At 63.4% G+C, this 23,101-nt stretch carries 26 protein-coding genes; 6 read left to right on the forward strand and 20 right to left on the reverse strand.

What is annotated here, in order from left to right:
* Window positions 1-63: 63 nt before the first annotated feature.
* On the reverse strand, window positions 64-600 hold the full coding sequence (locus tag FJ978_RS11090; RefSeq protein ID WP_181176875.1) for a L,D-transpeptidase: 537 nt from the start codon (window positions 598-600) through the stop codon (window positions 64-66).
* 144 nt (window positions 601-744) lie between these two features.
* Here FJ978_RS11090 and FJ978_RS11095 point away from each other — a divergent pair, with 144 nt between their 5' ends.
* Both FJ978_RS11095 and FJ978_RS11100 read left to right on the forward strand, forming a co-directional pair.
* The gene (locus FJ978_RS11095) at window positions 745-1,428 is read left to right on the forward strand and encodes a response regulator transcription factor (protein WP_013892300.1); all 684 of its coding nucleotides are present in this window, start codon (window positions 745-747) and stop codon (window positions 1,426-1,428) included.
* Between the two features lie 122 nt (window positions 1,429-1,550).
* On the forward strand, window positions 1,551-2,006 hold the full coding sequence (locus FJ978_RS11100) for a Crp/Fnr family transcriptional regulator (protein ID WP_140572167.1): 456 nt from the start codon (window positions 1,551-1,553) through the stop codon (window positions 2,004-2,006).
* 1 nt (window position 2,007) lies between these two features.
* Here FJ978_RS11100 and FJ978_RS11105 read toward each other — a convergent pair whose 3' ends face one another.
* The 7 genes from FJ978_RS11105 to tesB all read right to left on the reverse strand — a co-directional run bounded on the left by FJ978_RS11105 (window position 2,008) and on the right by tesB (window position 10,348).
* On the reverse strand, window positions 2,008-2,814 hold the full coding sequence (locus tag FJ978_RS11105) for an exodeoxyribonuclease III (protein WP_140572168.1): 807 nt from the start codon (window positions 2,812-2,814) through the stop codon (window positions 2,008-2,010).
* 345 nt (window positions 2,815-3,159) lie between these two features.
* Window positions 3,160-3,840, reverse strand: coding sequence for an outer membrane lipoprotein carrier protein LolA (locus FJ978_RS11110; protein ID WP_013892296.1), 681 nt, complete (start codon window positions 3,838-3,840; stop codon window positions 3,160-3,162).
* Between the two features lie 134 nt (window positions 3,841-3,974).
* Window positions 3,975-6,635, reverse strand: a complete 2,661-nt coding sequence (locus FJ978_RS11115) for a DNA translocase FtsK (RefSeq protein WP_140572169.1) — start codon at window positions 6,633-6,635, stop codon at window positions 3,975-3,977.
* A 211-nt stretch (window positions 6,636-6,846) separates the two neighbouring features.
* Complete coding sequence (locus FJ978_RS11120; RefSeq protein ID WP_013892294.1) at window positions 6,847-7,125, reverse strand: hypothetical protein; 279 nt, start codon at window positions 7,123-7,125, stop codon at window positions 6,847-6,849.
* Between the two features lie 327 nt (window positions 7,126-7,452).
* Window positions 7,453-8,796 carry an ammonium transporter gene (locus FJ978_RS11125; RefSeq protein ID WP_013892293.1) on the reverse strand — a complete coding sequence of 448 codons (1,344 nt, stop codon included), beginning with the start codon at window positions 8,794-8,796 and terminating at the stop codon, window positions 7,453-7,455.
* Between the two features lie 31 nt (window positions 8,797-8,827).
* Window positions 8,828-9,166, reverse strand: a complete 339-nt coding sequence (locus FJ978_RS11130; protein ID WP_023765926.1) for a P-II family nitrogen regulator — start codon at window positions 9,164-9,166, stop codon at window positions 8,828-8,830.
* Window positions 9,167-9,487: 321 nt separating this feature from the next.
* Window positions 9,488-10,348: an acyl-CoA thioesterase II gene (tesB, locus tag FJ978_RS11135; protein WP_140572170.1), complete on the reverse strand. Its 861-nt coding sequence runs from the start codon at window positions 10,346-10,348 to the stop codon at window positions 9,488-9,490.
* A 98-nt stretch (window positions 10,349-10,446) separates the two neighbouring features.
* Between tesB and FJ978_RS11140 the strand changes: the two genes are divergently transcribed.
* Window positions 10,447-11,706, forward strand: coding sequence for a ubiquinone biosynthesis hydroxylase (locus tag FJ978_RS11140; protein ID WP_140572171.1), 1,260 nt, complete (start codon window positions 10,447-10,449; stop codon window positions 11,704-11,706).
* Between the two features lie 39 nt (window positions 11,707-11,745).
* Here FJ978_RS11140 and FJ978_RS11145 read toward each other — a convergent pair whose 3' ends face one another.
* From FJ978_RS11145 to FJ978_RS11160, 3 genes are all read right to left on the reverse strand, one after another.
* A complete protein-coding gene (locus FJ978_RS11145; protein WP_140572172.1) occupies window positions 11,746-12,273 on the reverse strand; it encodes a hypothetical protein in 528 nt (175 codons plus the stop codon).
* 222 nt (window positions 12,274-12,495) lie between these two features.
* The gene (locus FJ978_RS11155) at window positions 12,496-12,852 is read right to left on the reverse strand and encodes a YciI family protein (protein ID WP_140572174.1); all 357 of its coding nucleotides are present in this window, start codon (window positions 12,850-12,852) and stop codon (window positions 12,496-12,498) included.
* Entirely contained in the window at window positions 12,849-13,076 is a 228-nt protein-coding gene (locus tag FJ978_RS11160) for a hypothetical protein (protein WP_013892287.1), read from the reverse strand. Before FJ978_RS11160 ends, FJ978_RS11155 begins: the two co-directional genes overlap by 4 nt.
* Before the next feature lie 236 nt (window positions 13,077-13,312).
* On the opposite strand from FJ978_RS11160, the gene FJ978_RS11165 reads away from it, so the two are divergent.
* A complete protein-coding gene (locus tag FJ978_RS11165; RefSeq protein ID WP_140572175.1) occupies window positions 13,313-13,738 on the forward strand; it encodes an OsmC family protein in 426 nt (141 codons plus the stop codon).
* Between the two features lie 200 nt (window positions 13,739-13,938).
* On the opposite strand, the gene FJ978_RS11170 is transcribed toward FJ978_RS11165, so the two are convergent.
* From FJ978_RS11170 to FJ978_RS11205, 7 genes are all read right to left on the reverse strand, one after another.
* A complete protein-coding gene (locus FJ978_RS11170; protein ID WP_140572176.1) occupies window positions 13,939-14,568 on the reverse strand; it encodes a DUF480 domain-containing protein in 630 nt (209 codons plus the stop codon).
* Between the two features lie 238 nt (window positions 14,569-14,806).
* A complete protein-coding gene (locus FJ978_RS11180; RefSeq protein ID WP_140572177.1) occupies window positions 14,807-15,586 on the reverse strand; it encodes a succinate dehydrogenase iron-sulfur subunit in 780 nt (259 codons plus the stop codon).
* The gene (locus tag FJ978_RS11185; RefSeq protein ID WP_013892283.1) at window positions 15,587-16,024 is read right to left on the reverse strand and encodes a DUF3052 family protein; all 438 of its coding nucleotides are present in this window, start codon (window positions 16,022-16,024) and stop codon (window positions 15,587-15,589) included. It lies immediately after the preceding gene.
* 2 nt (window positions 16,025-16,026) lie between these two features.
* Window positions 16,027-17,862, reverse strand: coding sequence for a succinate dehydrogenase flavoprotein subunit (sdhA, locus tag FJ978_RS11190; protein WP_140572178.1), 1,836 nt, complete (start codon window positions 17,860-17,862; stop codon window positions 16,027-16,029).
* Window position 17,863: 1 nt separating this feature from the next.
* Window positions 17,864-18,259: a succinate dehydrogenase, hydrophobic membrane anchor protein gene (sdhD, locus tag FJ978_RS11195; protein WP_140572179.1), complete on the reverse strand. Its 396-nt coding sequence runs from the start codon at window positions 18,257-18,259 to the stop codon at window positions 17,864-17,866.
* Between the two features lie 2 nt (window positions 18,260-18,261).
* Complete coding sequence (sdhC, locus tag FJ978_RS11200; RefSeq protein ID WP_013892280.1) at window positions 18,262-18,681, reverse strand: succinate dehydrogenase, cytochrome b556 subunit; 420 nt, start codon at window positions 18,679-18,681, stop codon at window positions 18,262-18,264.
* A gap of 243 nt (window positions 18,682-18,924) precedes the next feature.
* A complete protein-coding gene (locus FJ978_RS11205) occupies window positions 18,925-19,350 on the reverse strand; it encodes a hypothetical protein (protein WP_140572419.1) in 426 nt (141 codons plus the stop codon).
* Window positions 19,351-19,677: 327 nt separating this feature from the next.
* Here FJ978_RS11205 and FJ978_RS11210 point away from each other — a divergent pair, with 327 nt between their 5' ends.
* Window positions 19,678-20,040 (forward strand): hypothetical protein, encoded by a 363-nt coding sequence (locus FJ978_RS11210; protein ID WP_013892278.1) that lies wholly within the window; start codon window positions 19,678-19,680, stop codon window positions 20,038-20,040.
* Between the two features lie 87 nt (window positions 20,041-20,127).
* Here FJ978_RS11210 and FJ978_RS11215 read toward each other — a convergent pair whose 3' ends face one another.
* Window positions 20,128-21,339 (reverse strand): GGDEF domain-containing protein, encoded by a 1,212-nt coding sequence (locus FJ978_RS11215; RefSeq protein WP_140572180.1) that lies wholly within the window; start codon window positions 21,337-21,339, stop codon window positions 20,128-20,130.
* A gap of 75 nt (window positions 21,340-21,414) precedes the next feature.
* Window positions 21,415-22,611 carry a GGDEF domain-containing protein gene (locus FJ978_RS11220; protein ID WP_140572181.1) on the reverse strand — a complete coding sequence of 399 codons (1,197 nt, stop codon included), beginning with the start codon at window positions 22,609-22,611 and terminating at the stop codon, window positions 21,415-21,417.
* A gap of 145 nt (window positions 22,612-22,756) precedes the next feature.
* On the opposite strand from FJ978_RS11220, the gene FJ978_RS11225 reads away from it, so the two are divergent.
* On the forward strand, window positions 22,757-23,074 hold the full coding sequence (locus FJ978_RS11225) for a hypothetical protein (protein ID WP_013892275.1): 318 nt from the start codon (window positions 22,757-22,759) through the stop codon (window positions 23,072-23,074).
* The last annotated feature ends 27 nt before the right edge of the window (window positions 23,075-23,101 follow it).

Here is a 23,101-nt window from a genome sequence, read left to right on the forward strand (position 1 = left end):
CTACTGCCTACTGCCTACTGCCTACTGCCTACTGCCTACTGCCTACTGCCTACTGCCTACTGCCTACCTCACCACCCTGACCACCGTCCTGTCCGACAGCAGTGGCAGCAGCCGCGCCATGGTCCGCGCCGTCACCGCGACGCAGCCTTGCGTCGGCGTGAAGCCTGGCCGCGCCAGATGGAAAAAGATCGCGCTGCCGCGCCCGCGGCGGCGCGGGGCGATGTTCCAGTCGAGCACCAGGCAGGCGTCATAGAGCCGGTCGTCGCGCCGCATGCGCTCGTGGCTGGCGCCATAGGGAATCTTGACCGGACGGTTGTAGTTGCGGTCATCAGGCACCTCGCACCAGCCGAGATCGGGCCCGATCGGCGTCATCGCCAGCCGGGTCCGGCGCGCGCCGGCAAACTGATCCCCCCGGAAATAGCCTGACAGCACCCGCATCGAGCCGAGCGGCGTGGCGCCATCGCCCTCACGCTTGTCGGCCGAGATGCCGCCACGCCCCAGCGCGCAGGCAAACACCGTGTTTCCGGCCTGCACGAGGCCCTGGGTTGGGTGCCCGGGCCTCGCCCGCACGGTCAGCACACGCAGCCGTTTTACCAAAATTGCGCCGGCTGCATTGCGATCGTGTTTTTTCTTGTATGATCGTGCCACGGAACAAATCACTGTGATCGGCTGTTGTGCCGGCCAGCTTCCGCATAAATACGCAGCGGTCAACTGAATTCACTTTTCAAAACAACGGATTGATCCATGACTTCACGCACCATCCTGATCGTCGACGACGATGACGACCTGCGCGGCACACTGGTCGAGCAATTGTCCCTCTACGAGGAATTCGACGTGCTGCAGGAATCGACTGCGGCAAAAGGCGTCAACACGGCGCGCGGCGGCCTCATCGATCTGCTCATCATGGATGTCGGCCTCCCCGACATGGATGGCCGAGAGGCGGTGAAGATTCTGCGCAAGGGCGGCTACAAGGCGCCCATCATCATGCTGACCGGCCACGACACCGATTCGGACACGATTCTCGGTCTCGAGGCCGGCGCCAATGACTATGTGACGAAGCCGTTCCGCTTCGCGGTGCTTCTGGCACGCATCCGCGCGCAGCTGCGCCAGCATGAGCAGAGCGAGGACGCCACCTTCTCGGTAGGCCCCTACACCTTCAAGCCCAGCCAGAAGCTGCTTATCGACCCGCGCGGCGCCAAGGTGCGGCTGACGGAAAAGGAAGCCTCGATCATCAAATATCTCTATCGCGCCGACCAGAAGGTGGTGACGCGCGACGTGCTGCTCGAAGAGGTCTGGGGCTACAATTCCGGCGTCACCACGCACACGCTGGAAACCCATGTCTACCGGTTGCGCCAGAAGATCGAGCGCGATCCTTCCAATGCGGAAATTCTTGTGACAGAAAGCGGTGGCTACAAGCTGGTTCCTTAAACATTTCATTATCCAATGAGCGGTCTGGGCGGGACCGCTTTCGGGTACGATCCTGTCGGAGGGGATTCAGGGTCTGCTCGTGAAGGAGGGATTGGACTGACCGTTCGGGGACGCAGCTAGAGATGGCGTTGGATGACGACATCCGCATCCTGTCCGCCGTGAGGCTCTTCGAGGGCTTCACGCAGGAACAGTTGCGCCTACTCGCCTTCGGCGCCGAAACCACCTTTTTGCAGGCCAACCACAAGCTTTACCGTGAAGACGACGTCGCTGACTCGGCCTATGTCGTCGTCAGCGGCCTCATCGTGCTCTATCGCGAACAGAACGGTGAACGCATCCCGATCGGCAAGGTCGGCCCCGGTACCATGCTCAGCGAACTGGCGTTGATCGCCGACACCAACCGGTTGACCAGCGCGTCGGCCGAGATCGACTCGGAAGTGATCCGGCTCAGCCGCAAGATGTTCCGCCGCATCCTGGAGGAATATCCGGAAGTCGCGGTGAAGTTGCATGACCGCATATCCGAGGAATTCCAGGCGATGATCCGCCGCATCGAGAAACTGGCGCCGCGCTTTTCGGAGTGAGCTAGTCCAGGTCGAACCGCGCAATCACCGGCACGTGGTCCGACGGGCGTTCCCAGCCGCGCGCCAGGCGCAGGATTTCGTAGCCGGTGAAGCTTGGCACCAGGTTCGGCGACGACCAGACATGGTCGAGCCGCCGGCCCCGGTTCGACGCTTCCCAGTCCTGCGCGCGATAGCTCCACCAGGTGTAGAGTTTCTGTTCTGATGGCACGTTGAGCCGCATCAGGTCGATCCAATTGCCGGCCAGCCGCATCGCTTCGAAGTTCTCGGTCTCGACCGGCGTGTGGCTGACCACGTTGAGCAGTTGCTTGTGCGACCAGACATCATGTTCGAGCGGCGCGATGTTGAGGTCGCCGACCAGGACCGAAGCCGAGACCTCGTCATGCTCGGCGCGGATGGCGTTCATCTCGGCGACGAAATCGAGCTTGTGCTTGAATTTCTTGTTGATCACGGGATCTGGCTCGTCGCCGCCCGCCGGCACGTAGAAATTGTGCACCAGGATCGTCTTGCCGCCGGCCCGCACCGTCACCGACAGATGCCGGCTGTCCTCGATGTCGCAAAAGCGGCGCTTCTCGACCACCGCGATCGGCCGCCGCGCCACCGTCGCCACGCCGTGGTAGCCCTTCTGGCCGTGGAAGGCGATGTGCTCGTAGCCGAGCTTGCGGAACGCCTTTTCCGGAAACAGCTCATCGGGAACCTTGGTTTCCTGCAGGCACAGCACATCCGGCTCCTGCTCGACCAGCAAGCGCTCGACGATCGGCATCCGCAGGCGCACGGAGTTGATGTTCCAGGTGGCGATGGAAAAGGGCATGCGCGGGAATCCAGTCCGGGGCAGAGCAAGCCCCGCCAGCTCTAGGACGGCCCGACAGGACATTGTGCCCTATGAAGTTGGTTCCCGAACTACTGCCAGCCGCGCGATATAAAAACAAGCGGGTGCTAACCGCCAATCTCAGCGCCGCCCCTCATTGCCCTGCCGGGCATTTCTCCCCGTAAACGGAGAGAAAGAAGCTGGCCGGGCCGCAGCGCCTTCTTTCAACGCTTGCAACTAGCGAAATCGGCGATGACAGCGTCCTTCTCACCCGCTCACGGGGAGAGATGGCGGCAGCCAGATGAGGGGCAGCGCTAGCGCCCAAAAAACTTGCCGCTGCGACGGAAACTACCTTGTCTTCGTATTGAGCTCGCGGTTGGCCGTATAGTCGATGGCAAAGGTGTCGGGAGCGAAGCTGACGCCTTCCTTGGTGTTGAAGATCATCACCGTGGTGTCCTTGCCCTGGGCGTCGGTGATCGTCCACTGGCGCAAATCATAGGTTTTCGGATCGAACATCATGGTGATGCGCGCATTGCCGAACACCGACTTGTCGGAAAGCTGGATGGTGGTGAGATCATCCTCTTGCTTGACGCTTTTGACGCGATCACCGGAGAGGTCGATGCGGTCGTCGAGCAAAAGTTTCAGCGGCGTCTTCGACAGCGGATAGAGATCGGACGTGTTCATTTTCTTGTTGAGGATGACCACCGACTTGCCGTCGGAAATCACCTTGAAATTCGACGAGCCGTCATAGTTGAAGCGGATCTTGCCCGGCCGTTCGAGGAAGAACTTGCCGCCGGTCTGCTCGCCCTTGGGGCCGAACTGGACGAATTCGCCACTCATCGATTTGACTGCGGAAAAATGGTCGGCGATCTTCTGCGCGGCAGCGGGCACGGCCGCCTGCGCCGAGGCCAGCAGCTGGAACCCGGGCACCAAATTGATGGCGGCGGCACCCGCGAAGGCAAGGCCAAGGCCGAGCAGTTGGCGGCGCGTCGGGGCAAGATCGCTGAGCACTGAAAGATCGTTTTTCATATCGGTCACTCTCGTCTGATTCCTGATTTGGTGGCTGTGGTGGACCCCCAGTTGGGCTTAAGTTTGACCAGGCGAACGCTGCCTCCCGCCATGAACGCGCCAGAAAGTTCAAAGTTGCCGCGAACGCCCCATCGTCAGAACTTGTCGTCTTCGGTCGGCACCAGGATTTCGCGTTTTCCCGCGTGGTTGGCCGGGCCGACAATGCCTTCCTTTTCCATCTTCTCGATGATCGAGGCGGCGCGGTTGTAGCCGATGCCGAGACGGCGCTGGATATAGCTGGTCGACGCCTTGCCATCGCGCAGCACCACGGCGACCGCCTGATCGTAGGGGTCGTCGGAATCCTCGAAATTACCGCCGCCACCGCCGCCAGATCCGCCCTTGCCGGACGGTTCGTCATCATCCTCGTCGTCATCCTCGGTGATCGCGTCGAGATATTCGGGCACGCCTTGCAACTTCAGATGCGCAACGATCTTCTCCACCTCCTCGTCGGCGACGAAGGGGCCGTGCACGCGCTGGATGCGGCCGCCGCCGGCCATGTAGAGCATGTCGCCCATGCCGAGAAGCTGTTCGGCGCCCTGCTCGCCCAGGATGGTGCGGCTGTCGATCTTCGACGTCACCTGGAAGGAGATGCGGGTCGGGAAGTTGGCCTTGATGGTGCCGGTGATGACGTCGACCGACGGGCGCTGCGTCGCCATGATGACGTGGATGCCGGCGGCACGCGCCATCTGCGCCAGGCGCTGCACCGCGCCTTCGATGTCCTTGCCGGCGACCATCATCAGGTCGGCCATTTCGTCGATGATGACGACGATATAGGGCATCGGCTCGAGATCGAGATCCTCGGTCTCGTAGATCGCCTCGCCCGTCTGGCGGTCGAAGCCGGTCTGCACCGTGCGCGAAATCTTCTCGCCCTTCTTCTCGGCCTGTTGGACGCGTGCGTTGAATCCGTCGATGTTACGCACACCGACCTTGGACATCTTGCGGTAGCGGTCCTCCATCTCGCGCACGGTCCATTTCAGCGCCACGACGGCCTTCTTCGGATCGGTGACGACGGGCGTGAGCAGATGCGGGATGCCGTCATAGACGGAGAGTTCCAGCATCTTCGGGTCGATCATGATCAGCCGGCATTCCTGCGGCGTCAGCCGGTAGAGCAGCGACAGGATCATGGTGTTGATGGCGACCGACTTGCCGGAGCCGGTGGTGCCGGCGACCAGCACGTGCGGCATCTTGGCGATGTCGACGATGACCGCCTCGCCATTGATGGTCTTGCCCAGCGCCAGCGCCAGCTTGGCCTTGGTGGTCTCGAAATCACGGCTGGCCATGATTTCCCGCAGATACACCGTCTCGCGCTTGGCGTTCGGCAGTTCGATGCCGATGGCGTTGCGCCCCGGCACAACGGCGACGCGGCAGGCGATCGCGCTCATCGAGCGGGCGATGTCGTCGGAAAGGCCGATAACGCGCGACGATTTGATGCCCGGCGCCGGTTCGAGCTCGTAGAGCGTGACGACGGGACCCGGGCGGACGGCGATGATCTCGCCCTTGACGCCGAAATCTTCCAGAACGCCTTCGAGCAGGCGCGCATTCTGTTCCAGCGCGTCCTTGGACAGGCTTGGGTCTCGCGCGACGTTCTTCGGTTCGGACAGGAAATGCAGCGACGGCATTTCGAACGTGTCCGAGCCGATCATCGATGTCTGCGCCTCGCGCTGGACGCGGGCGCCCGGGGCCGGGCGCGGCGCCGGCGCCTCGACGCGGGTGGCGGCATCGGAACGGAACTGCTGCACCTTGGCCGTGGGCGCGGCACGGCGCTGGGCGACGGGCTCGTCGTCGAAATCCATGTCCCGGTCGTCACGGTCGAAGACGTCGTCATCGTCGGGATCGACGGAAACGCTACGGTCATTGACCATGGCGGCGAAGAATTCAGGCTCGACGCGGGCGCGGCCGTCCTGGCTCATGCGTGATTCTGCGAACTCGGCCGATTCGACCCGTTCGGCGGCACGGCGCCAGGCGCTGGCGCGCGGCTCCATCTCCGGCTCGTACTCGTCCCGCTCGCGCTGGCGGCGCACGGCACGGCGATGCATCCATGCACGCAACGAGAGCCACCAATGGGTGATCGCACCGAGTGCCAATATGCCCTCGTCGCCCTCATCCTCGTCATTGTCGAACAAAAGCTCGTCCTCGCGCGGGTCAGCGGCGGGCGGCTCTTCCATGACGGCGAAGCCGTTCTTGCGTCCGGTCAGCGCCGCGCCGTAGGCGAACAGCCAGAGCGCCGGCGCGGCCAAAAGCACGGCAAGCACGCTGGCGATCAGGCCGGTCGGATAGCCGCCGATGAGGACACCGGGAATCTTCAGCACCATGTCGCCGAACACGCCGCCAAGGCCGGTCGGCAGCGGCCAGGTCTTGGGCGGGACGATGCAGCCGGCGATCGCGGCGCAAAGCAGCGCGAAGCCGAACCAGTACAGACCGCGCTTGGGCAGCCTGTCGACACCGCGCGCCGAAAACAGCAGGTACCCCCAGATCACCGCCGGAACCAGCGCGGCAACCGCGGCGAGGCCGAAAAACTGCATGGCAAGGTCGGAGAACACCGCGCCGGCATAGCCCATGGCGTTGGTGACGATGTTGTTCGTCGCGTGCGAGAAGCTTGGATCGGCAACGTTCCAGGTGGCGAGGCTGGCGATCCCGAAGGCAACAGTCAGGAACAGGCCGACGCCGACAAGCCGACCGACCTGGCGTCGCGCGAAAGCCTGGATGCCGTGCCCCGTATCGGCCATCGCGAGCGGTGCTGAAGCCCCTGAACGCATGCTCTTCCCCGTCAGTGATTGCCTGGCCCGAGCGCATGACGCACTCCGGCAGATTCGGAGGCCAGACTAGCCGTGGGAAGGTTAAGGCTGCATTAACTATAAGGCCGGTGGAGCCACTCCCATTGCATGAAAATCTTCCGGCCAACCCAGCCGCATGAAAATGGCGGGCGCGTTGGCCCGCCATCCATTCGTTTTGGGATCGGGCAGCGCGTTACTTGTTGGCCCCGCCAAGCGCCTTCACATTGGCGCAGAACTCGGCATGAGGCTTGCTCATCGCCGCGTCCTGGCATTCCTTCATCATGGCGTCCTGCTTCTCCTTCGGCATGGCCATGAAGGCGGCCTTGAATTCTTCCATCGGCTTCATGGTTTTCATGCTGGAATCGGTGAAGAACGGCGCCATGTTGTCCGGTTCGTCGAGAGCACCGGCAAGTGCCACGCCACTGACCATGGAAAGCGCGAGTGCCCCGAGGCAGATATTCTTGAAGTTCATGTGAAAATTCCTTCCCTGTGTTTAAAAAAACGATCGTCGGAACGGCGATCGTCCCCATAGTTCGGGGCCAGGGCGGTCAATGTTTCTTCGAAAAGCTTGTTCACGCGAACGTGATTTCGTGAATCCCGGCAGCGACAGAATGCCTGCACCAAAAAAGAGGCCCGGATGCGATCCGGGCCTCAAGGCGTGAACTCCTTTCGGGAGTGTCACGACGGGATTTTCTTCGAAGCAATTCCAGGGTGCCAGTGCCTTGCCGCCCGCGACTGCGTGGAACAGGCAAGGGACCGGCGGGAGGAGGATCCGCCGGTCCCGTTGGCCAAGCAGGCCTTATGGCACCACTTCGCCATGCTGGGAGATGTCGAGGCCCTCGACCTCTTCCTGGGTCGTCGGACGCAGCCCAACCAGTGCCTTGACCACGTAGAGGATCACGAAGGTGGCGACGGCCGTCCATACGATGGTGACCGCGACGCCGTAGATCTGCTTGCCGAGCGAAGCGCCCGATGACAGGCTGTTGATCGCAGGATCGGCCAGCACGCCGGTGAGCAGAGCGCCCACCACGCCGCCGACGCCGTGCACGCCGAAGGCGTCCAGCGAGTCGTCATAGCCGAATATGTGCTTCACCTTGACCGCCGAGATGTAGCAGATGACGCCGGCAAGAATGCCGACGATGAAGGCGCCGGTCGGGTTGACGAAGCCGGAAGCCGGCGTCACCGCGACGAGGCCGGCGACGGCACCCGAGATGATGCCGAGCACCGAAGGCTTCTTGGCGACGATCCATTCGGCGAACATCCAGGCCAGCGCCGCCGCGGCGGTGGCAACCTGGGTGTTGAGCATGGCCGCACCGGCAAGGCCGTCAGCCGCCAGTTCCGAACCGGCGTTGAAGCCGAACCAGCCGACCCACAGCAGCGAGGCGCCGATCACCGAATAGACCAGGTTGTGCGGCGCCATGTTGGTGGTGCCGTAGCCTTCGCGCTTGCCCAGGACCAGCGCGCAGACCAGGCCCGCGACACCGGCATTGATGTGGACGACCGTGCCGCCCGCGAAGTCGAGCACGCCAGCTGAGCCGAGGAAGCCGCCGCCCCAGACCCAATGCGCGATCGGCACGTAGACGATGAGCAGCCAGAGCGCCATGAAGATCAGCAGTGCCGAGAATTTGAAGCGCTCGGCGAAGGCGCCGGCAATCAGCGCCGGGGTGATGATGGCAAAGGTCATCTGGAACATCGAGAAGACGAACTCGGGAATGTTCGCGACCCCCGGCAGCCACAACGACGAGGTCGTGATGCCGTGGTGGAAGAATTTCGAGGCGCCGCCGATATAGCTGTTCATGCCGCCGCCGTCTGAGAAGGCCAGCGAATAGCCGAACATGAACCACAGCACCGTCACCAGGCAGGTGATGGCAAAGCTCTGCATGACGGTGGCAAGCACGTTCTTCTTGCGCACCATGCCGCCGTAGAACAGCGCCAGCCCGGGGATGGTCATCATCAGCACCAGCGCCGTCGAGGTCAGCATCCAGGCGGTGTTGCCGGTGTCGAGCACTGGCGTTGGCGCGGCGGCCGCCGCGGCCGGAGCCGCTTCCTGCGCGAAGGCGGCGACGCTGCCCAACGCTGCGAGAGCGAGCGAGCCCAAAAGGGCGGCGCGTCCCGTCGTCTTCAAGGTAGAAGAAATATTCATTGAACTCTCCATTGGAATACGTGTTCGCCGCTCAGAGCGCGTCGGTGTCTGTTTCGCCGGTGCGGATGCGCACCGCCTGATCGATGCCGAAAACGAAGATCTTGCCGTCGCCGATCTGGCCGGTCTTGGCGGCCGCCGTGATGGCTTCGACGGCCTTGTCGACCATGTCGCCACTGACCGCGACCTCGATCTTGATCTTCGGCAGGAAACTGACCGCGTATTCCGCCCCGCGATAGATTTCCGTATGCCCCTTCTGACGCCCGTAGCCTTTGACTTCGGTGACGGTCAGGCCCTGGATGCCGACGGCGGTCAGCGCTTCGCGTACCTCGTCGAGCTTGAACGGCTTGATGATTGCCATCACGATTTTCATAAGGTTTCACCCTTTGCTGTTGCGGTGACCCGCGTTTGCACGACTTCACCGATCCCAAAGAGCCGGAGAGTGCCAACAAGGATTCAAGCTTCATGCCAATTGCGGAGGCAGAACATTAACCCGTTGTAAACAAAAGGATTGAGAGGCTGTCGGCCGCCTCGTGCACGCAGGCACGCCAAAGCATATGCACAAAAAATGTGCAATTTTTCGAAATTGCCTATTTCGCCGGCTTTGTGCATGGGACCGAAACACGGAGCCGGTTTTCGCGGACAAACGGTTTTCGTTTGTCCAGAGATCCTGCTCAAACAAGACTCGCATTGCTCAACGCTTGAGCCGGATCAAGCCTTCCTGGGCCATCGAGGCGATCAGCGTGCCGTCGCGTGCATAGAGCGTACCGCGGCTGAAGCCGCGCGATCCCGAGCTCGACGGGCTGTCCTGCGCATAGAGCAGCCAGCCGTCGAGCGCGTGCGGCCGGTGAAACCACATCGAATGGTCGAGGCTCGCCGCCTGGATATCGGGATCGAACAGGCCGCGCCCATGCGCGAAGGTCGAGGTGTCGAGCAGCGTCATGTCGGAGAGATAGGCGAGCAGTACCGACTGCAGCGCCCGGTCGTCGGGAACCGGCCCGGCAAGGCGGATCCAGACATTCTGGCGGGGCGGCAGCTTGTCGCGGCTTTCATAGTGCTGGAGATTGACCGGCCTGAGCTCCAGCGGCCGCTCGCGCGCCCAGAAACGGCGCACCGCGTCCGGCACGCGCTCGGCTTTTTCGAGCAACTGACGCTGCGTCTGCAGACCTTCCGGCGGCGGTACGTCGTCGGGCAGCGCGAATTGGTGTTCGAGCCCCTTCTCGTCGACCTGGAACGAGGCTTCCAGCGAAAAGATCGCCTGTCCGTGCTGGATCGCCAGCACGCGGCGGGTGGTGAAGGAACCGCCGTCGCGGATGCGGTCGACCTCGTAGATGATCGGCACCTTGATGTCGCCCGGCCGCATGAAATAACCGTGCAGCGAATGCACGAAGCGGTCGGACTCCACCGTACGCTGCGCCGCCACCAGGGCCTGGGCGATGGTCTGGCCGCCGAACACGCGCTGCCACTCCACTTGGGGGCTGCGACCACGATACAGATTGTGTTCCAGCCTCTCGAGGTCGAGAATGCCGAGAAGCTCGTCCATGGCCGCCGTCATGTTTTGTGACCTCGCCTCAAAATTGCTATGGCGGTTTCCGACAGGAAGAACGAGCCGTCAAGGGCGCAAGCCCCGGTCGACGCGCAAGGAGCCAAGACATGGAACGCAAGGCGGACGCCAAGACCAGATCCGGGCTCGATGTTCTCGTGGCCGGCGCCGGCTATGTCGGCCTGGCCACCGCCGTCTCGCTGAAGCAGGCCCGTCCGGGCCTTGCCGTGGCGCTGGTCGATGCCGCGCCCGCCGGCGCCTGGCAAAAGGATGGCCGCGCCTCGGCGATCGCCGCGGCCGCCTGCCGCATGCTCGATCAGCTCGGCGTCTGGGCCGAGATCGCGCCGCAGGCCCAGGCGATCACCGAAATGATCATCACCGATTCGCGCAGCGCCGATCCGGTGCGCCCGGTCTTTCTGACCTTCGGCGGCGAAGTGGCGCCTGGCGAGCCCTTCGCGCATATGGTCGCCAACCGGGCGCTGAACGGCGCCTTGCGGGCCAGGGCCGAAAAGCTCGGCATCGACATCATCGAAGGTGTTGCCGTGCAAGGCTTCGAAACCAATAGCGCCGGCATGTCGGTGCATCTGGCCGACGGTGCCGCGCTGACGGCACGGCTTTTGGTTGCCGCCGACGGCGTCAATTCGAAGCTGCGCGACATGGCCGGCATCAAGACGGTGAAATGGGACTATGGCCAGTCGGGCATCGTCTGCACCGTGGCGCATGAACGCCCGCACAATGGCCGCGCCGAAGAGCACTTCCTGCCAGCCGGCCCGTTTGCCACCTTGCCGCTGAAACCCGATGAGGACGGCACCAACCGCTCGTCGATCGTCTGGGTCGAACGCGCGGAGGATGCCAAGGCGCTCGTGGAAGGGGACGATCTCGTCTTCGAGCACGAACTCGAACTGCGCTTCGGCCTGAAGCTCGGCGAAATCCGCGTCGCCGACAAACCGCGCGCCTGGCCGCTCGGCCTCACTATCGCACGTGCCTTCGTCGCCCCGCGCATCGCGCTTGCCGGCGACGCAGCCCACGGCATCCACCCGATTGCCGGCCAGGGGCTCAATCTCGGCTTCAAGGATGTGGCGGCGCTCGCCGAGGTGATCGTCGAGGCGGACCGGCTCGGCCGGGACATCGGCGCGCTCGACGTGCTCGAGCGCTACCAGCAATGGCGCCGCTTCGACACGCTGCAGATGGGCGTCACGACGGATGTGCTGAACCGGCTGTTTTCCAACGACATCGCCCCGCTGCGCACCGTCCGCGACATCGGCCTCGGCCTCGTCGAACGCATGCCGCGCCTGAAGGATTTTTTTATCCGGCAGGCGTCGGGACTGTCAGCCGGCACGCCGCGCCTGTTGAAGGGCGAAGCGATCTGACCATCTCACGGACGGACACGCCAGAGAGTGCGGTCAAGCCTAGTTGACCTCGAAACCGAGCTTCTGCCGCAGCCGCAAAATGCGCTGGTCGGCGATCTCGAGGCGCTTCTCGCCGCCCTGGGCGGCGCGGTTGACCATCTGCAGGAGATCGTTGCGTTCCGACACGTCGAGACGCTCGCGCAGGAACGGCGCCAGTTTGTCGATGACGATCGTCGTGTCGTCGATCTGCGAGGCCGCCCATTTGGCGTAGATCACCGCCTCGTCAGTCTTCTTCTTGTCGGCGATTTCCGAGATCACCGACCGAATGACTGCCTCGCGCTGCGGCAGCACCGGCCCATTCTCGGAGACGATCGCGGTGATGAGCGTTGCCGCCGCCACCACCGGGTCGTCGATCGCCGTCAGCGGCGACAGGGCCGCCTGCTTGCGCAGTTTCTTGCGACGCACGGAGCCCTGGACCCGGCCGATCACATCGGCAACGTCACGCGCGGCCTCGTTCATGGCCTTCATCCGGTACCACCAGAGCGCCGCTGCTCCGAGCACGCCAAGAACGGCAATCAGGAAAGGCATGTCGGATTCCCCCAAGATCCCGGCGACGATAGGAGAACTCTCGGCTTGCTTCAACGGCGAAGAAATCTCGGCGGCTCCGCCAGGCACCTAGAGCAATTCCAGGAAAAGTGTGAAGCGGTTTTCCGTCCGGAATTGCGTCAAAACAAAGAGTTAGAGCAGTTCACCGTTTCCGTTAAACGGTGGACTGCTCTATCCCGTTGGGCCGCAGGCAAACAATCCTGCCTATGATCCCGGCACATTGTAGATCGCGCGCACCTCGATGGTGCCCAGTTCAGCCAGCGGAATGTCGCCGGCGATGTCCAGCGCCTCCTCGAGACTGTCGGCTTCGATCATCACGAAACCGAGCAGCTGCTCCTTGGTTTCGGCGAAAGGGCCGTCGGTGATCAGGCGCTTGCCCTCGCGCCGCCGCACCGACTTCGACGTCCTCACCGATTGCAGCGCTTGCGCGATGATCAGCTTGCCCGCTTGATCCAAGGACCTGTCATGGGCCAGCGAATCGGCATCGAGCTTGGCCATCCCCTCCGGGGTCAGCGCGTAGAGATCCTTCTCCTCACCATAGACCAGGCAGACATATTTCATTTCGAACTCCCGTGCTGGGATGAATCATAGGATGCCGCGACGAGCATGTCAGCCTTGCTGTCGACCGCCGCCGCATGGTCGAGAAAGCACGCCGCGACCGCGATGATGGCGATAGCCGCCAGCAGCCTGCCGAAACCGGACGCCGGCGGATCCAGCCACAAGTCTTGCCGTCGCTGAGCCTTGCGGCCCGGGCTCTTCCACTGTGCGAAAAACAGGTTGTCCATGTGAACCTCCATCCGGCCACAACCCCGTGGCCGCCCGCAGGACGGTCGGGCCGGATGGAAGTCGACATTTTTGCACGCACTTTTTTCAAAAAGTTCGAAACCGTCGCAGCCCAACACCGCGCAATGTCCAAAGAGCACAGTGGCCTTCGTGTCCGCGCGCGCTATAGTTGACCTGACGCCGGGCTCACCCAGGCAACCAGCCAAGACAACCGGCCACCGCAACCAAGGAGGACTTCATGGACCGCACTGCAAACGCCGTCTGGAAAGGCAATCTGAAAGAGGGCCAAGGCACGCTCGACACGCAGAGCGGGACGCTCAAGGGCACGCCCTATTCGTTCAAGGCGCGCTTCGAGGACGAGAGCGGTAAATCCGGCACCAATCCGGAAGAGCTGATCGCGGCGGCCCACGCCGGCTGCTACGCCATGCAGCTTTCGCACTTCCTGGCCGAGAACGGCACGCCCGCCGCCGAGCTCGACGCCAAGGCCGTGGTGACGTTGGCTCCCGGCACCGGCATCACCGGCAGCGCCATCACGCTGGTCGGCAAGGTGCCGGGCATCGATGCGGCGAAATTTGGGGAATTGGCCGAGAAAGCCAAGGCCGAATGCCCGGTCTCGAAGGCACTCGGCGCCATCAACGTATCGCTCGACGCCCGGCTCGGCTGAGCAGACGTGACCTGAGATGACGAACGCCGGCCTGAGAGCCGGCGTTTTCAGTACAGGCGCCGACGCCCCTGCGCGGCAACCTGGGATCAGAGCAATTCCAGGAAAAGTGTGAAACGGTTTTCCGTCCGGAATTGCGTCAAAACAAGAAACTAGAGTGGTTCGCCGTTTTCGTGAAACGGTGAACCGCCGCTCTGGCAGCCTCAACCGCCCAGCGCATCAAGCCGGGCGCGTAGTGCGGCGACTTCCTGCTCCAGTGCTTCCAATCGCGCTTCCAGGTCGGAGGCAGGCATGGCCGGCGCGCTCCGCTGGGCCGAAAGGGCGGCAACGTCCACCGGGCCGGCGAGGAGATGCACATAGCGGTCCTCGCGTTGGCCTGGCCCGCGCGGGATTTCCTGGATCAGCGGCGGGCGACGGCCGATCAGCATGTCGAGTTCACCGCGCAGATCCTCGATCGACGAAAACCGCGCCATGCGCTCAGTCCGCGCCAGGAGTTCATGCGCCGTCTGTGGCCCGCGCAACAGGAGCAGGCCGAGCAAGGCGGTCTGCGGCGTCGTCAGCGAGAAGCGCTGCGCCATCTGATGTTCGTAGCGCTCCACGCGCGAGCCGAACATCTGCCGCACCAGCCCCTTCTGCTCGAGCAGCTTCAATGCCCGGTGCACCTCTGTCTGCTCCAGCGCCATCACAGGTTCGCGCGCCGTCTTCTGGTTGGCGGCGGCAAGTGCGGCATTGAGCGTCAGCGGATAGACATCCGGCGTCAGCTCCTTCTTCTCGATCAGGCAGCCGAGCACCCGGGCTTCGATGGGGGAAAGGATGGGAAGGTCTTCGCTCATTGGATGAGTATCCTTTTTGAGGTCGAGGGACAGCACCCCCCTCTGTCCTGCCGGACATCTCCCCCGCAAGGGGAGAGATCAACAGCTTCAGCGCTGTCCATCCACTCTTGCAACGGTGGAAAGTAGCGAAAGTCGAGATGACGGCCAATCTCCCCCCTTGCGGGGGAGATGTCCGGCAGGACAGAGGGGGGTGTGACGGATCGCTACGGACGACAATTTCGTCGAGACTGACCTCCGCCTAGACCCGTCTCTCCACCATCATCTTCTTGATCTCGGCGATTGCCTTGGCCGGGTTCAGCCCCTTTGGACAGGTCTGGGCGCAGTTCATGATGGTGTGGCAGCGATAGAGCCGGAACGGATCCTCGAGATTGTCGAGGCGGTCGCCCGTGGCCTCGTCGCGGCTGTCGATCAGCCAGCGATAGGCCTGCAGCAGGGTTGCCGGGCCGAGATAGCGGTCGCCGTTCCACCAGTAGCTCGGGCACGAGGTCGAGCAGCAGGCGCACAATATGCATTCGTAGAGCCCGTCGAGCTTCTCGCGGTCCTCATGGCTCTGCAGCCATTCCTTGGCCGGCTCCGGCGACACCGTCTTCAGCCATGGCTCAATCGAGGCGTGCTGGGCGTAGAAATTGGTGAGGTCGGGCACCAGGTCCTTCACCACCTGCATGTGCGGCAGCGGATAGACTTTCACGGCGCCGGAAATGTCGTCGCAGCCCTTGGTGCAGGCCAGCGTGTTGGAGCCGTCGATGTTCATGGCGCAGGAGCCGCAAATGCCTTCGCGGCAGGAGCGGCGCAAGGCCAGCGTCGGGTCGATCTTGTTCTTGATCCACAGCAGCGCGTCGAGCACCATCGGCCCGCAATCGTCCATATCGACGAAATAGGTGTCGATGCGCGGATTCTCGTCGTCGTCGGGCGACCAGCGATAGATGCGGTATTCCCGCAGATTGGTGGCACCCTCCGGCTTCGGCCAGGTCTTGCCCTGCTGGATCTTCGAGTTCTTGGGGAGCGTCAGTTCGACCATTTACCTCAGGTCCTTTCGGATGACGAGCTTCAGCCCGGACCAGATTTCATTGACGGCGGCGACCTTCACATCGACAAGGTCGAGCTTCAGCGCTTCAGTGCGGACAACGCCTTCGGTGACGTCGGTCGGCACCTTCGACGCTTTTTTCGGCCAGGACACCCAGACCATGCCGCCGCGCTTGATCGCCGCCTCGACATCGCAAAGGCGATCCTCGATCTCGGCGCGCTGCCGGGTGAAGGCATGGACGGCGTCGTATCTTTGATGGCTGCCCGAAATGTCGGACCATTCGGCAAGCCGGTCGACCTCGGCAAAGGCCACGGCGTCAGCCAAGTCGTCGAGTTCTGGCGGCAGCGCGATGAAGGCAGCGGTCATACCGTCCTTCAGGCCGAGCTTGGCCGGAAGGGGCGTGCCGGAATATCCCGCTGCCACCAGCGCCATGGTCAATACACCCTGGCCTTTGGCGCGATCTTAGCCGGGTTGATACCGCCGTCGGCTTCCTTGCGCTGCAATTCGGTGTGCACCGGCCGATAGCTGAGCGTCACCTCGCCGGCTTCGTTGAGCCGCGCCAGCGTATGCTTGCGCCAGGTCACGTCGTCGCGCGCCGAAAAGTCCTCGCGGGCGTGTGCGCCACGGCTCTCCTTGCGCGCCGCGGCGCCATAGACCGTGGTGATGGCATTGGCCATCAAATTTTCCAGCTCAAGCGTCTCGACCAGGTCGGAGTTCCAGATCATCGAGCGGTCGGACACTTTTATGTCCTTGAGCTCGCCCCAGATCTGCGAGACGCGCTTGCAGCCATTGTCCAGCGATTCCTGGGTGCGGAACACCGCCGCGTCCTCCTGCATCGCCTTCTGCATCTTCTCCCGCAGCACCGCCGTCGGCGTCGAGCCGTTGGCGTGGCGCAGCCGGTCGAAGCGATCCATGGTCTTTTCGACAGAGGCTTCGTTGGGCGAAGGGATCGCCGAATTGCGGTCGATGACCTGGCCGGCCCGGATCGCGGCCGCGCGGCCGAACACGACCAGATCGATCAGCGAGTTCGAGCCCAGCCGGTTGGCGCCGTGCACCGAGGCGCAGCCCGCCTCGCCGACGGCCATCAGTCCGGGCGACACCCGGTCCGGGTTTTCAGCGGTAGGATTGAGCACTTCGCCCCAATAGTTGGTCGGCACGCCGCCCATATTGTAGTGCACCGTCGGCAGCACGGGGATCGGCTCCTTGGTCAGGTCGACGCCGGCGAAGATCTTGGCCGATTCCGAAATGCCGGGCAGCCGCTCATGCAGGACGGCCGGGTCGAGATGGTCGAGATGCAGGAAGATATGGTCCTTCTTCGGACCGACGCCGCGGCCCTCGCGGATTTCCAGCGTCATGCAGCGCGACACCACGTCGCGCGAGGCAAGGTCCTTGGCCGACGGCGCGTAGCGCTCCATGAAGCGCTCGCCTTCGGAATTGACGAGATAGCCGCCCTCGCCGCGCGCGCCTTCGGTGATCAGGCAGCCGGCGCCGTAGATTCCGGTCGGGTGGAACTGCACGAACTCCATGTCCTGCAGCGGGAAGCCGGCCCTGGCCGCCATGCCGCCGCCGTCGCCGGTGCATGTGTGTGCCGACGTCGCCGAGAAATAGGCGCGCCCATAGCCGCCGGTTGCCAGCACCACCATCTTGGCCGAGAACCGGTGGATGGTGCCGTCGTCGAGATTCCAGGCGACGACGCCGGTGCAGGTGCCGTCCGGCTCCATGATCAGGTCGAGCGCGAAATACTCGATGAAGAACTGCGCGTTGTGCTTCAGCGACTGGCCATATAGCGTGTGCAGCATGGCATGGCCGGTTCGGTCGGCGGCGGCACAGGTGCGCTGCACGGGCGGGCCTTCGCCGAAATTCATCATCATGCCGCCGAACGGCCGCTGATAGATCTTGCCCTCTTCGGTGCGCGAGAACGGCACACCGTAATGCTCGAGCTCGTAGACGGCGGCGGGCGCCTGCTGGACCATATACTCCTGCGCGTCGATGTCGCCCAGCCAGTCCGACCCTTTGACGGTATCGAAGAGATGCCATTGCCAGTTGTCCGGGCCCATATTGGCGAGCGAAGCGGCAATGCCGCCTTGCGCGGCCACCGTGTGCGAGCGGGTCGGGAACACCTTGGTGATGCAGGCCGTGCGCAGGCCCTGTTCGGCCATGCCGAGCGTGGCGCGCAGGCCAGCCCCTCCGGCGCCGACGACCACCACATCGAATTTGTGGTCGACGAAAGTATAGCCTGCCGTATTGGCCGATTTCGCGTCCTTGGCCAAATCAGCCTCCGAATGCCAGCTTGAGCAGGGCGAAGATCGAGGCGACGCCGACCGCTACGGTGAAAAAAGTATTGAGCGCGATGAGCGCCAGCTTCATGCCTTCGCCATGCACGTAATCCTCGATGATCACCTGCATGCCGATACGCATATGGATCAGCCCGGAGACCAGCACCAGGGCCACCACCAGCGCCACGAACGGATTGGCAAGCGCTGCCCGCACCTCCGCAAAACCGGCGCCGTTGAGCGCGATCAGGAACCCGACGAAGAACAGGATCAGCGGGATGTTGGCGATCGCGGTTAGGCGCTGGCGCCAGAAATGCCCGGTGCCTTCGCGGGCGGAACCCAGGCCGCGGACCCTGGCCAGCGGCGTGCGCATGTCGGTTTTGCCAGTGCTCATGATCAGGCTCCCCGCGCCATGTAACCGGCGACCCAGATCAGCAATGTCAGCAGGATCGAGCCGGCCAGCGTTGCCCAGGCGATCTTCGATGCCGTGTCCTTTTCAAGACCGGCGCCGGTGTCCCAGACGAGGTGGCGCACACCGCCCAGCATGTGGTGCATCAGCGCCCAGGTGTAGCCGAACAGGATGAGCCGGCCGAGCCAGGTGCCGAAGGCCCAGTTGACCCAGTCGAAGGCGCCTTGCGAGCTTGCCGCCGCCATCAGCCAGATCGCGACCAGCAGAGTGCCGAAATAGAGCGCACCGCCGGTGATGCGATGGATGATCGACATCGTCATGGTGATCGGCGGCCGGTAGATCGTCAGATGCGGCGACAGCGGCCGTTCACGTCTGGCATTGGCGCGGGTGGCTGGTGATCTGCTCATGGCTCCCCCAGTTCGACGTCCGGAGCCGCGATGGAAAGCGGCATTTGCCGCCCTTATGTATGACTTCGGACAGCGGGTTTCTAATGCTCTTTTTGCACCGCGTCAAAGCCAGAAAATCGTTTTGGAAACGTCATTTAGTCTGACAAAAAGGCAGGCTCGGGCTTCAATCGATTAGGGGCTGCTAGCCCCCGCCGCGCTCGATGTCGCTGCAGTGCAGCATACGCAAGTCGTTAGCCGTGCGATCTATCGCCTGCAGGTCCGCGGCGTCGAACCCCTCTTCATCACCAGCGCCTCGCGCCCGTCGATCACGATTGCGTTATGCGTGGCGGCTTCCTGATAGCGGCTGGACTGGTTGGCAGGCGACGCCACGAATTCTTCGGTCGCGCCATCCGGCTCGATCACGCGCAACGACGAGCCGAGATTCTGAATGGTGATCGCGCTGCCATTGCCGCATCCATAGGTTGCCGTACCCACTGCGGATCGCGGCGCGGTAAGGTCGGTGGTGATCTTGGTTGGCGATGTCGGAGGTGCCACGGCTGCCATGGATTGCTGAGCCGGCGCGGGCGAGACGGTGTTGGCCGCCTTCGGCGCATTGTCCTGCGGCACACAGGCGGCAACGATGGCGAGCAACGGAAGAAAGGACACCCAAACCGTCCGGCGTAACGCCATATGCTGTCCTCCCCTGCGGCAAACTAGCCGCGATGCTTTGCCAAGATCAAGGTCGACCCGATGGCTGGCGGCGATGGTGCGGCCAAGCATGGCCGAATGATGGCCACGGGTTTACCCTCAGGTCGGAAATTAACCATGTTTGGCGAGACATCGCCGGCAAACGCGCCGGCCTCTTAACAAAGGTTAAGAAAAGGTTAATTTCTGATTCGAGGAGCCAATGCATGTCGCCCAAAAACGCGTCAGCGGTTTTGGGACAATGGCATGCATCCAAACAAGGATTAAGGCGCGTCGCGACGCGCTTTGGCCTTTAACCATCAGGAGGACGCCATGCGTTCCAACTCTGGCAGCTCGCGCCTCGCGGCGCTCATCGTGGCGGCCTCGGTCGCCGGCCTGGCGACACCCGCACTTGCGGGGGCTCGCCACCAGGATCGCGTCTACGCCGATTCCTTCGGCAATCTCGTCATCGACAGCGCCGCCGGCTACAAACGCATCATCGTCGGCGAAGGCAAGCTCGCCAAGCAACTGTCCGACTACACCAGCGCCGGCCAGCCCAAGGTGATCTACCAGGACGAAGCCGATGAGATATCGGGCGACGGCGATTGCTACCGGCCGCCGGTCTTCGTCAAGGGTCGCAGTTACATGTACGGGCTTTCCGAAGGCGAGATGCCCGAACTCAGCCCCTGCCGCTAGAGCATGATCCCGAAAAGTGGGAACCGGTTTTCGGAAGAGATCATGCTCCAAGAAAGAGTTGGATCAGGATCACGGTCCAACCAAACGTCATCCTGATCTGGAACTCACGACGATTGCGTTAGCCGGCCACTCGCCTCCGGGTCCGGCTGAGACACGTACGCAGTCGCGACCGGCATTCTTCGCCAGATAGAGCGCCTCGTCGGCACGCCGCATGAGATCGGCAACGGTTTCGCCCGGATGTAGTTCGGCAACCCCGAAGCTCGCCGTACAGCGATTGTCGGCCGGCAGCCCGTCGATGGGCAGCGTGCCGAACGCGCTGCGCGTGCCCTCGGCGAACAGCCGGGCGCCGGCAAGGTTGGTTCCCGTCAGGATGATGGCGAACTCCTCGCCACCGATCCGGCCCGCGGCGTGGTGGCCGGCGGCGGCCTCTCGAAGGAGGCCGGCGAAGGTCTCGATCACCCGGTCGCCGGACGCATGGCCGAAACCGTCGTTTATGCTCTTGAAATGATCGAGATCGGCAATCACCAAGGCGACCGGCACGCCTTGCCGCACGGCGCCGAGCACCGCCAGCTCGGCCTGGCGCGTGAAGCCACCGCGATTGAACAACCCCGACAGCGTATCCACCTCCGACTTCGAGATCACTTCGACCAGCACATCGCGAGCCAGTATGGCCAGCGTCAGCAGTGCCAGCGCCAGCGCGAAGACGGTGCCGAGCGACTGCGACACCAACGCGTAGTTGCTTTGCAGGTAGGCCTGCGGATTGGCGCCCCAGCCGCCCAGCGCATGGGCGATGAACGGCTTGGAGGCGAACTGCAGGCCACTGGCCGCGAGCACCGCCATCAATATGAGATCGAGCCGGCCACGCCTTTGCCTTGACGACCAGACGATGGCCAGCCCGACGAACTGCATGATGGCATAGGGAAGCTGGTAGGCCATCATGCGGGCCAGCGACTGGCGCGGCAGGTCCTGGACGAAATAGACGGCGACGGTGGTGGCGAAAAGGAAGAACAGCATCGGCGACCATGGCGGCGCCACGCCGTATTTGCGGGCCAGCCCGCCATTGAAGGCGATGGTGGCGGCAAGGAAAACCGCGAAGGCGGCGACCACCGGGAGCCGCGCATCGGTGAAGGCGGGAATGCTGAATTCGATGGCCGAATAGACCATGCCCAGCAGGTAGCCGAAGGCAAACCAGCGCGCCGGCGCGCGGCCGGCATCATGCAACGCGACCGCCATGAAGGCAGCCGCCAGTAAGCCGGCAACCGACAGGTTGATCAACAGGATGAAGTTGGCGCCGCTCATCTTCTTTCAAACCCCGAGCCCCACCTAAGCATCGACGGGCGAAAAAGACGTTAACGCGAGGCCGGGCGCGCCGGATCAGCTCGCCTTGAGCGGCTCCGCCACGAACACCGTTTCCGGTCGCTCGTAAGACAGGCGCACACTGTCGCGGCCGTTCTTCTTGGCCTTGTAGAGCGCCTCGTCGGCGCGGCGCATCAGGGGCTCCAGCGCCTCGCCGCCGCTGCGCGCCGCCACGCCGAAACTGGCGGTGACCTTGGTGCCCGGAGGAAGCCCGTCGACGCTGCCGGCCGAATAAAGCGTGCGCACGGCCTCGGCGAACAATCGCGCCGATGCGAGATCGCTGAGCGGCAGGAGCACCGCGAACTCCTCGCCGCCGATGCGCCCCGCGGCACCCCGCGTCCCGGCCGCCGCCTGAAGCTTGGCGGCGAAGTCGGCGATCACGCGGTCGCCCGCCGCATGGCCATGCACATCGTTGAGCGCCTTGAAGTGGTCGAGGTCGGCCAGCACCAGGGCCACCGGGAATTTTGCCCTGGCGCAAGTCTCCAGCAGCCTCGCGGCGCGCTCCTCGAAACCACGGCGGTTGAGCAGGCCCGACAGCGGATCGGTAAACGTTTCGGTCTTCAGCGCCTTCATCACGTCGAGTGCGGCGGCGGTGAACAGGCAGAGCGCGATCAGCAGCGACAAAAGCGCGTGCGACAGCAGCGCCGTCGTCCAGTAGGACGAACCATAGAACCCGTCATAGCTGGCAAACGGGCCGTGCGCGATGACCACGACGAGAGTGCGCACGAAGAAGTTGACGCCCGACAGCAGCGACAGCACGAACAGGATTTTTTCCGTCGGGCCGTTATTACGCACCGGTCTGAGTTCGGCGGCGACCAAGAGACTGATGCCGCCGAAGGCGAAATTCATCGCCAGGATACGCCAGGTGAGATCCGGCACCACGAACAGGAACCAACAGAAGGACACCAGTCCGCCAAGCGCCAGCACGCCGATCCCGACATAAGGCACCTTGCGGCCGTAGCGGGCGACAATGGCGCTGGACAGGCAGCAGCCGGCAATGGCGAAGCAGATGTTGGACACCAGCTTGGTCAGCGCGATGCCGATGGGCAAGGTGAAATACTGGAACAGAAAGCCCGGCGCCGAGACGCAGTAACTTATCGCCAGCACGGCCAGATAGGGACGATGGCGCTGATGGGCCCATAGCACGAGGAAGGCCGCGCCGAGTGCCAGCGCGATCGTCGGATTGAGCAGCGCTATCAACAGACCGGTGTCCAAAGGACGGTGACTTCCCCTCGCTGACGTCGGGGAAGACCTTAGAGCGCAAGCCCAAACAAGCGGTTAAGCCGGGCCAAGTCTCGACATATTGTCAGGGAACCCCAACCCGCGGCCAGCGTTCTGAGGTCACAATCGGGAGCAGCCCATGGCCGACATGATTACACTGACCGACCACGAAGCAATCCGCTCGTGGGCTGCCGGACGAGCCGGTTTTCCCGCGATCGTCGATATATCGCCCGAAGCGGGAACACAGCCCATGTTGAGGCTGGTCTTTGGCCAGCATGCCTACCAGGATCAAGACCAGCCGGAACGGCCGATCAATGCCGGAGGCTATGAACTCGTCGAATGGGACGAATGGTTCAGGCTTTTCGAAGAGCAGCAGTTGGCGCTTGTGGTCGCTTCCGACCAGCCGGGACGCCGGGAGGAGTTCCACGAGCTCGTCCGCCGCGACGGAAAACCCTGAACCCGAGCCCGCGCGGCTCAGGTTCTG

Origin of the sequence: Mesorhizobium sp. B1-1-7, assembly GCF_006442705.1 — a bacterium.
Taxonomy (GTDB): Bacteria; Pseudomonadota; Alphaproteobacteria; order Rhizobiales; family Rhizobiaceae; genus Mesorhizobium; species Mesorhizobium opportunistum.